This is a genomic window from Mesobacillus selenatarsenatis SF-1 (assembly GCF_000813125.1).
GTDB lineage: Bacteria > Bacillota > Bacilli > Bacillales > Cytobacillaceae > Mesobacillus > Mesobacillus selenatarsenatis.
This window is the reverse complement of the sequence record NZ_BASE01000021.1, coordinates 1-6,451: the sequence shown is the minus strand read 5'-3', so window position 1 is coordinate 6,451 and position 6,451 is coordinate 1. Positions and strand designations below refer to the sequence as shown.

General features: G+C 45.4%; 6 protein-coding genes. 3 read left to right on the top strand and 3 right to left on the bottom strand.

All coding sequences use genetic code 11. The features are described from left to right. Positions 1-267 precede the first annotated feature (267 nt). Entirely contained in the window at positions 268-1,188 is a 921-nt protein-coding gene (locus TY49_RS05185; protein ID WP_041964845.1) for a methyl-accepting chemotaxis protein, read from the bottom strand. A gap of 160 nt (positions 1,189-1,348) precedes the next feature. Between TY49_RS05185 and TY49_RS05180 the strand changes: the two genes are divergently transcribed. Next, on the top strand, positions 1,349-1,930 hold the full coding sequence (locus tag TY49_RS05180) for a glycerol-3-phosphate responsive antiterminator (RefSeq protein WP_041964844.1): 582 nt from the start codon (positions 1,349-1,351) through the stop codon (positions 1,928-1,930). A 123-nt stretch (positions 1,931-2,053) separates the two neighbouring features. After that, entirely contained in the window at positions 2,054-3,709 is a 1,656-nt protein-coding gene (locus TY49_RS05175) for a glycerol-3-phosphate dehydrogenase/oxidase (protein WP_041964843.1), read from the top strand. A gap of 70 nt (positions 3,710-3,779) precedes the next feature. Here TY49_RS05175 and TY49_RS05170 read toward each other — a convergent pair whose 3' ends face one another. Then, a complete protein-coding gene (locus tag TY49_RS05170; protein WP_041964842.1) occupies positions 3,780-4,226 on the bottom strand; it encodes a DUF4385 domain-containing protein in 447 nt (148 codons plus the stop codon). 113 nt (positions 4,227-4,339) lie between these two features. Between TY49_RS05170 and TY49_RS05165 the strand changes: the two genes are divergently transcribed. Then, a complete protein-coding gene (locus TY49_RS05165) occupies positions 4,340-4,831 on the top strand; it encodes a hypothetical protein (protein ID WP_041964841.1) in 492 nt (163 codons plus the stop codon). Positions 4,832-4,908: 77 nt separating this feature from the next. Here the strand turns inward: TY49_RS05165 and TY49_RS05160 are convergent, their stop codons facing one another. Then, positions 4,909-6,402, bottom strand: coding sequence for an amidase family protein (locus TY49_RS05160; protein WP_156972610.1), 1,494 nt, complete (start codon positions 6,400-6,402; stop codon positions 4,909-4,911). Positions 6,403-6,451: the final 49 nt, after the last annotated feature.

Here is a 6,451-nt window from a genome sequence, read left to right as displayed (position 1 = left end):
TTCTTTTGACTCTTTATTGGGTAAAGAGCTACATAAAGACTCCTTCTATGTGACTTTTTGTCGGTGTTTTACTTCGTTTGGGTTTATAGAAAATTTCTATGTGACCTTTTCTCATTATTTTTTTCATCTGGGCTTATAGAAAATTTCTATGTGACCTTTTGTCAGTGGTTCACTTCATTCGGTTTTATAGAAAATTTCTCACACTCACTACCTCCCAAACATCAAAAACACCGGCATCATATCAAATGATGGCGGTGTCCATATCCCTTACAATATGTCCTTGAACGTCTTTGCCTGCTGGTCCAATTCGTGGGCGGCACTTCCGATTTCTTTGAAGGCGGTTACTGCTTGTTCATTGAGTTTCTGGTTGTTATTGATCCCATTTTGTGAGCGCTGGGTGGCTTCGTTGATTTTTGTGATTTCGCCTGTTATTCCTGCGATGTGTTCATTGACTTCCTGGATAGAATCCTGTACACGTGTGGCGAGCTTCCTCACTTCTCCGGCAACCACATTAAATCCTCTTCCATGCTCTCCCGCTCTTGCCGCTTCGATGGCTGCGTTAAGGGCAAGCAGGTTGGTTTGTGCGGCAATTTCGCGAATGGTCTGGACGATGCTGCCGATTGATTTGGCCTGTGATTTTAGTGTTTCTAAGATCTCGAGGTTTTCTTTTGATTCCTCTGCTAGCCTGATGGCGGCTGTGGCTGCTTCTTCACTTCTGGAAATGCCCAATTCCGCCCGTGCGCTCAGGTCTTCGGACATTTGCTGAAGCTCCTCGGCAAGTCTTGTCGCAGTCAATTCGCGCTCCGTTATATCAGTAGCTACCTTGACCACACCCACAACTTTTCCTAAAGAATCGTGAACCGGTGTATATGTAGCCTCCAGCCAGAGCAGTTTCCCTCTTTTCGTCACTCGCTGGATTTTTTCCTGAAAACTTTTGCCATTGCGGAGGTTTCTCCACAACTCTGTGTATTCCCTGCTTGCTGCAAACTCTGCTGTACAAAACTGTTTATGCAAAAGTCCTGGCATTTCTTCGACACGATAGCCCATTGTCATCGCAAAATTTTCATTCGCCCAAAGCACTTTTCCATCGGGAGCAAACTCGATCATGGCCAAGGACCTTTCAATGGCTGCCAGGACGGCGTCTTCTTCAAAAACCTGCGTGCTCTTCTTTTCCATTCTAATCTGCATGTTGTCTCCTCATCGTCATATGGTATGTATATTTGTTACTATCGTACTAGTCTTGAGGCTCTTCGACAATTTTGAATAGGCTATGGTCCTCTGCGTCATAGAAAAAACCAAACGCCTCATGTTAAGATAATTGGTAATCTAATTGAAGGATGGGATTATTTTGGATCAAAAAATCTTGCCCGCATCTTCGAACATGAAAGAGTTTGAGCAGTTTCTTGAAAGCCCTTTTGAAATCGGAGTCATGCTGGAGGTGCATATCGCTCAATTGAAAAATATCAATGCGATGGCCAAACAGTATGGCAAAAAAATGATTTTTCATGTTGATATGATCCAGGGGCTGAAGAGTGATGATTATTCGACCGAATATCTTTGCCAGGAGTACAAACCATATGGCCTGATTTCCACGAAGTCGAGTGTCATTTTAAAAGCAAAGCAAAAAGGCGTGCTCGCTGTGCAAAGGGTATTCCTGATTGATTCCCATGCACTCGAAAAGAGCTATAAACTCATCCAGAAAACGCGCCCTGATTATATTGAGGTTTTACCCGGCGCGATGCCATGGATGATTAAGGAAGTCAAGGAGCGCGTCAATATTCCTATTTTTGCCGGAGGGCTGATCAGAACTCCGGAGGAAGTTAAAAACGCACTGGATGCCGGCGCCGATGCAATTACTACTTCCAAAAGAGATTTGTGGGAAATAAATCAATTCAGTAATCCGACACATGAAAATTCCAGGTGTCTGTGATATAATGATTACAAGTTAATAAATCGGGTAGGAGAACTGGAGAGACCACGATAACATTTCGGCTTTTGGGCGATAATGTTGTTTGTGGTCTCTCTTTTTTTCATATTCAAGGAGGCGTAACGTATGAGATTCTCAAATCTCGACCGTAAAAATATAGTATCTAAACTTAAAAAAGAGCCATTTGATGTCCTGGTGATCGGCGGCGGAATTACCGGTGCTGGAATCGCGGTGGATGCCGCAACAAGAGGAATGAACATTGCCCTTTTGGAAATGCAGGATTTTGCGGCAGGTACTTCAAGCCGTTCCACAAAGCTCGTGCACGGCGGCCTGCGTTATTTAAAACAATTCGAAGTGAAAATGGTTGCTGAAGTCGGCAAGGAACGTGCGATTGTGTATGAAAATGGTCCGCATGTCACGACACCGGAATGGATGCTGCTCCCCTTCCATAAGGGCGGAACATTCGGCAGTTTTAGTACTTCCATCGGCCTGAGAGTTTATGACTTTTTAGCAGGTGTTAAAAGGTCGGAGCGCAGGAAAATGTTCAGCGCTGCTGAAACATTGGTAAAGGAACCGCTCGTGAAAAAAGAAGGATTGAAAGGCGGCGGACATTATGTTGAATACCGTACCGATGATGCCCGCCTGACCATCGAGGTCATGAAGCAGGCTGTGGAAAAAGGCGCAACTGCATTGAACTATTCTAAAGTTAAAAACCTGGTATATACTAATGGAATCGTTTCAGGAGTAGTTGTCGAGGATCTTTTAACAGGCGAGGAATACGAAGTCCATGCCAAAAAAGTTGTTAATGCAACCGGTCCATGGGTTGATGGCATCCGTGAAATGGATGATTCGAAAAAAGGGAAAACTCTGAAGCTTTCGAAGGGTGTCCATATCGTTATTGATCAATCACGTTTCCCGCTCAAGCAGGCGATTTATTTCGATACGCCCGATGGCCGGATGGTATTCGCTATTCCACGTGAGGGCAAAACATATGTCGGCACGACAGATACTTTTTACAATGAAGACCCAATCAACCCAGGGATGACGGAAGAAGACAGAAGCTATCTTCTAAAAGCGATTCAATATATGTTCCCGGATGTGAAAGTGACGGAAAAAGATGTAGAATCCAGCTGGGCAGGCGTCAGGCCGCTGATCCACGAGGAAGGCAAGGCACCTTCTGAAATCTCCAGGAAAGATGAAATCTGGGAATCAGATTCAAAATTGATCACCATCGCTGGCGGTAAATTGACTGGCTACCGGAAAATGGCGGAAACGATTGTCGACCTGCTAGCTGAGAAATTCGCTAAAGAAGACGGACTCAGTTTTCCAGGATGCCAAACGAAGAATTTGCCGATTTCAGGTGGAGATGTCGGTGGATCCGCTGGTCTCGACTCCTTTGTGGAAAAACAGCTTGAAGAAGGCATGAAAGCTGGCTTTGCAAAAGAAGAAGCCCAACGACTTGCCTACCAGTATGGATCGAATGCTCCGATTGTGTTCCAACTTGCATCAAAACACAAGAACGAAGCAGATCAATATGGCCTGCCATTGGAATTGTTCGCGCAGCTGATTTATGGCATCCAATATGAAGCGGCAGCAACACCAATCGACTTCTTCCACAGACGGACTGGAGCGATTTTATTCGATATCCACCTGGTGCATAACTTCAAAGAAAATGTCATTAAGTTCATGACTGACCAATTCAGCTGGAACGAACAGCAAATAGAAGCCTTTACTTTGGAGCTTGAAGGGGCTTTAAATGAAGCAGAAATCCCTGTAAAATAAACGCAAAGCCCCCAGATGCGCAGAGTCATCCGGGGGCTCTTTTTATCCTTTTTTCTTCTGGTGTTCCTTTTCATCCATACCTCTTCTGATGTTCCTTTTTCATCTCGAGATACTCTTTATCGGTTCTGGCCTGTTTCCACTTTTCCATAAATATAGAGGCAGATTCAGCCTTCACCGGATCGTTCTGGCGTTCCTTCAACTTACCGACCTCGTCATATTTCCTGCCCCCCTTATAATTCGTATAGCGGCGGGCGCGAGTGTAGCCCATCTGCAGAAATTTCCTTGCCATATCCATTCCGATAAAATCGTTTTGCTCTTTATACTCAAGAAATATCTCATAGATTTTTTTAGATGAATCCGTGGCGATTTCCGGCGTCTTGAACCTCCAGTGAGGCAGGATCTCACTTTTATAGGGTTCCACAAGCAAAACACCCTGTTCGCCCCTTCCCACACGGTACAGTTCAGGCTGTTTACGGAAATCAATATTGTCAAAATCAAGATCATAGTTGAAAGGCATCTTACCATTCCTTTTTAAGATTGTTTTACCCGCTCAGCCAAATAACTAACAAGCACCTATTTACCGTGAATGAATAAAATATGGGCAGGAATTCAGTGAGTGGAGGGGAAAGTGTGGTCAAGTATCAACCTTTTAGTGGAACGGTAACGATGATAAACGACTTTGCCATCACGGCATCCGGCGAAAATGAAGGCTGCTATAAATTAATGTCCGTCATTGATGGAAGTGGAAGGCAAGTCAATTTTGTGGTGGAACCGAAGACTTACTTTGTGGATCAGGCGATGGTGGGAGTTGGCGACAGGGTGACGGGCTACCATGACGCAGACGCACCTGTCCCGCTGATTTATCCCCCACAATACCGGGCGCTTGTCATGGTAAAAGAAACCCCTGGCCAGAATGTTAAGGTTGATTTTTTCAACAGCCAGCTGATCAGTAGTGATGGCATGCTGAAGCTTAACTTTTCATCCGGGACACAGCTTTTATTGGAAAATGGTCAGAGATTTACAAAGAATCCTGCTAACAGGAATCTGATTGTTGTCTACGGTCCATCTACCTTCAGCATTCCAGCGCAAACAACGCCTTACAGGATTATTGTATTATGTTGAAAAAGAGGCAGCCACGACTGCCTCTTTTTAGTGTTACTAAGGGTACAACCCCATTTAATCAAACGTTTGATTAAATACTAGAATAATGGATTCTCCCTTACATCCTGCCATATTTCAGATTGCTCAAGCTCTCCAGCCAGTTGGAAAAGCAAATCCTCTCTTCCTCTCGCTGCCATGACCTGTACACCTACAGGCAGGCCATCTTTTGTCTGGTGCAGCGGCAAAGACATCGCAGGCTGCCCTGTAAGGTTGGCCAGCTGTGTGAATGGAGTGCGTGCCAAATTCTTTTGGGCAATCTGGTCCACGATTCCCGCCCTCTTTAAAGCTCCACCAAGCCCTAACTTCCCTACTGTGCTGATAATGAATTTTTCAGATGAAGACGGTTCTAGTTCGCCAATTTTTGCTGAAGGATGAGCCGTTGTTGGGGTAATGTAAAAATCATAGGTTTCATGGAATGTTTCCATTTGCAGGGCGGCTCTATCCCACTCTCTCAGGCTCAGAACAAACTCTTCTGCTGATGTCGCTTTGCCTAGCAAGCCCAACAGCCATGTAGTTGGTTCCACATCCGAAGCTGTCGCTTTCCGACCAAGCACATCCTCAAGCGATGCTAGCTGTGCCGCTGTTTCTCCAAAGTACATTGTCAAATAACTTTTCGCTATTTTATTCCCTTCCACTGGTGCATCGATTTCATCCACGTGGTGTCCCATCGATTCTAGTAGCCTTACTGTCTTCAATACGCCTTCACTGCAATCCTTGTCTACATCCATTCCAATTGGTGATTTTACCGAAAAAGCAATCCTTAATTTTTTACCAAGCGGCATGCCGGAGATTTCGAGATAACTTCCTGAAAAAGGCGGAACTGAAAACGCGCCTGCTTTTTCATAGCCATGAAGCTCATCTAGCATAGCCGCACTATCCCTGACCGAACGTGTCAATACATGTTCAGCCGAGGCCCCCTGCCATGCACGTCCATAATTCGGCCCGACTGGTGTGCGTCCTCGGGTTGGCTTCAATCCAAACAGTCCGCAGTATGCAGCAGGAATCCTGATCGACCCTCCGCCATCATTAGCGCCGGCAATTGGGACGATTCCTGAGGCTACAGCTGCTGCCGATCCTCCGCTTGATCCACCTGGAGTACGATCTAGATTCCACGGATTTCGTGTTGGACCATAGTGAGCGGGTTCAGTCACGGCAACTAACGCGAATTCAGGCACATTCGTTTGGCCAAGGAAAACCACCCCGGCCTTACGCAGTCTTCTTGTATACTCAGAATCTGTTCTAGCACGGTAATTTAGAAACGCCTTCGAACCCGCAGTAATTGGTTCCCCTTCGATTTCCTGCGAGATATCCTTTAAGAACATCGGGACTCCCGCAAATCTGCCTGTCAGCTCTTGATTTGCTGTCTTCCTTGCCTGTTCGTACATCTTGTTGATGACTGCATTCATTTTTGGATTCAATGAATCTGTTAACTGGATTGCTTCCTCAACAAGTTCTAGAGGCTGAACCTTTTTTCTTCTGACCAACTCTGCAAGACCAAGTGCGTCATAGTCTTTGTAATTGAAACCCTCCATCCCTCTCACCACCGTCTATGTTTTAAACCTACTTACTTCCCTTTATGTG